General features: G+C 43.5%; 3 protein-coding genes. 1 reads left to right on the forward strand and 2 read right to left on the reverse strand.

Annotated elements, in window-relative coordinates:
• The first annotated feature begins 304 nt into the window (after positions 1-304).
• Positions 305-1129, forward strand: a complete 825-nt coding sequence (locus tag QTO00_RS16895; RefSeq protein WP_331425820.1) for a DUF2797 domain-containing protein — start codon at positions 305-307, stop codon at positions 1127-1129.
• 73 nt (positions 1130-1202) lie between these two features.
• Here the strand turns inward: QTO00_RS16895 and QTO00_RS16900 are convergent, their stop codons facing one another.
• A complete protein-coding gene (locus QTO00_RS16900; protein WP_331425821.1) occupies positions 1203-2438 on the reverse strand; it encodes a cysteine desulfurase-like protein in 1236 nt (411 codons plus the stop codon).
• On the reverse strand, positions 2422-3078 hold the full coding sequence (locus QTO00_RS16905; protein WP_038207398.1) for a 2OG-Fe dioxygenase family protein: 657 nt from the start codon (positions 3076-3078) through the stop codon (positions 2422-2424). The genes QTO00_RS16900 and QTO00_RS16905 overlap by 17 nt, the downstream gene beginning before the upstream one ends.
• Between the last annotated feature and the right edge of the window lie 289 nt (positions 3079-3367).

Here is a 3367-nt window from a genome sequence, read left to right on the forward strand (position 1 = left end):
CATAAAAGTAACTTTGTGAACTAACTTCAATTCTCAATTCCAACTTGCGATACGCCAAAATGCGCCAAGGACGTGCTACAACACGCAATAATTCGACATCGGTTCCATTTTACAGCATTTCAAGTAACTATCTGATAATAAATATTAGATCTGACTCATAAACTTTTGGCTTACTCTGGCCATTTTAGAACAACGAAAGATTCCTAACTTCATTATCGGTCAAAACTGCAATTTTGGCGCGATTGAATGCTAGAATGGCCCATAAACCTAAGGGTACACCTCACTACAATATAAGAGCACTGTCATGTCTTTATTAGCTAAAGGTACGCTGAGCAAAATGCGCGCCTCTCTCGAAAATACCGTTCATTATCGCTTGCCTGTTGGAGATAAACTGGTTGACCTTAACCCTTTCATTGGCAAGAACATTACCCTAACCCATACCGGAAATATCTTTTGTAGTTCATGTGGTAAGAAAACCAAGAAAAGTTATTCTCAAGGCCACTGTTTCGTCTGCATGAAAAAACTCGCAAGTTGCGATATGTGCATCATGAAACCCGAGACCTGCCACTACGATCAAGGCACGTGTCGTGAACCGAAATGGGGTGAAGACAACTGCATGGTTGACCACTATGTCTACCTGTCTAATACCTCTAGTCTAAAAGTTGGTATTACTCGCCACACCCAGATCCCAACTCGCTGGATCGATCAAGGTGCGACGCAAGGTCTACCCATTTTCAAAGTAAAAACTCGCCATATTTCCGGGCTAATTGAAGTAGAGTTGGCAAAACACATCGCAGACAAAACTAACTGGCGTACCCTGTTAAAAGGCGATGGAGAACCAATGGCACTGGAAACGAGATTTGCTGAGTTACTGCCGTTGGTCGAAGACAAAATTGCCGAAATAAAACAGCAGTTTGGTGAAGACGCGATCGAGATCCTAAATGACGACACTACTTCCATCAGCTACCCTGTAGAACAGCATCCGAGCAAAATTACCTCTCATAATTTTGATAAGAACCCAGAAGTCACTGGCGTGCTGCAAGGTATTAAAGGTCAGTATATGATTTTCGACACTGGAGTGATTAACATTCGAAAATTCACCTCTTATGAAATAGAGGTGAGCGCTTAGCTTAAGCCTCGATAAAATGATCTCTAAGACAAAGACCTCTATTTAGAGGTCTTTGTGTATGAGAGAGGTTCGCCTAATTCTTTAGGATAAGCTTGAGCTCATCAAACAGCATATCCACCTCTTCTATGGTGTTATAGTGCATGAAACCGATTCTCACTACCCCACCCGACGCTTCTAAGCCAAGTTGACGAACAAGCCCTAATGCGTAGAAATGACCATTCCAGACACAGATGTTTTTCTCCCCAAGCTTTTTAGCTATAGACTCCGAAGAGTGATGGTCAAACGTTAACGCAAATGTTGGTGTTCGTACTTCGCTGTTAGCTTGAGATTGACCAAATAAGTTTACGCCATCTAGCTCATCTAATCGGGCTAAAAAACGTTCACTGATCGCTGATTCATGCTGATTGTACTGCGCAAAAGAATCGACCAGTCTCTCACGCAATGACCCGCGACTATTGCCCCACTGCGCTAAGTACTTAACCGCCGCGATGACACCTGCTAAGCCTTCAAAGCTCTGAGTGCCTGTTTCAAAACGGCCTGGACCTAGATTTGTCGCAGGTTCAACTTTATAAGGCTTCAAAGTCTGCAACCATTTTGGCGCTATATAAGCAATACCGACATGGGGGCCGAAAAACTTGTAAGCTGAACAAGCTAAAAAGTCACAACCTAATGCTTGAACATCAATTAAGTGGTGCGGCGCATAGTGAACAGCATCGACGTACACCTGAGCACCTACCTGATGCGCGGCTTCTATCACGCGTTTAACATCAACAATAGAACCTGTGGTGTTCGAGGCAAAGGTTAATGCGACCAACTTAGTTTTTGGCGAAATCAAAGACAACAGATGGGCAATATCTAAGCCACAATCATTTTCATCAACACGGGCTTGATGGACAACGACATTTCTGTCTTGTGCTGCCTGCTGCCAACTAGAGACGTTCGAGTAGTGGTCAAGCGCTGTCACGATAACCTCATCACCCGCTTGCCAATCTCGGCTAATGGCTCGGCTAATCTGAAAGGTCAGCGAAGTCATGTTGGCGCCAAATACGATATTGTCGCTCGACTCCGCGTTCAGCAATGCTTGAGCATGTTGGCGGGCTTGAAGCGCCAATTCGGTTGTTTTTTGGCTCGAGAAGTAGTGACCACCAAGATTCGAGTTGTAATACCCCAAATACTCCTTCATCGCCTCAAGGACAGATAGAGGTACTTGGGAGCCGCCGGGGCCATCAAGAAACATCACTGGCAAATCATTGTGAGTTTGGCTAAGAGCGCTGAACTGTGCTCTTGCTAAGTTAGGAGTGAAGCTCATGCTTTGAACCTTTTGCTGTCAGTACAAAAACATCCATATGGCCTTCTTGGCCATCGATAACCGAACGAATTGGCGTCGCATTGTGCCAAAGCTTGTTATCTGCCAACATCGCGACTTCACCACTTTGCAAAACTTTGCGGAAGAATGGCGCTTCATTGAAACTGTTGTACAGCATGATATCGCCACCTTCGATGTTATGGCGCCCAATACCGATTAATGCGATGTGTTCAAAACCATCTTGGTGGACACCTTCTGGCGCGACCTGCGTTTCATCATAAATGGCAGATATTCGAATCTGATGAATTTCAATCTCATGACCATGGGTCAAAGCGTTTGATTCAACAAACAACTGACACATCTCTCGCATCCCTTCACTAGCTAGAATCGATGCTTCAATCGGTTCAAACTGTCGTACTACATTGCCTTGGAATCGGTTGATATCGTCAGTCTGCATAAACTGATTCTTGTTCAGATCGACAACATTACCGTCCTTGAACGCAACCACTGAGTAGCGACGCAAACGATACTTGCCATCTGCGTGTTCGGTATGAGGTAACTGGGTAAAAGAGGGTGCGAGCTGAGAGATTGCTGCGTCGCTTAGTTTAGTCAGTTGTAGGGTAGTTTCGCGCTGTTGTAACATCATCATCTCCTTAATGAGGGCACATGCGATATAAAATTTTTAACAATCCATTCACATGCATTATTTACGCATTTATTTGGCAACTTCAAGCACAGATAGAATTTAAACCCACAAACCTCAACATTTTGGAGTTTAATATTGAATTTGATAGAATTTTCAGCGTATAAATCCAAATTAAGTTAATGACTGGTTTTAAAACTAGATGACTTCACTAGCTAGGCTATCATTTATCATTAAAATCAATTGGTTACTGCACCAATCACTCTCTAGTAATCGATATCTTCAGTTC

Source organism: Vibrio sp. M260118 (assembly GCF_036533755.1).
Classification (GTDB): Bacteria; Pseudomonadota; Gammaproteobacteria; order Enterobacterales; family Vibrionaceae; genus Vibrio.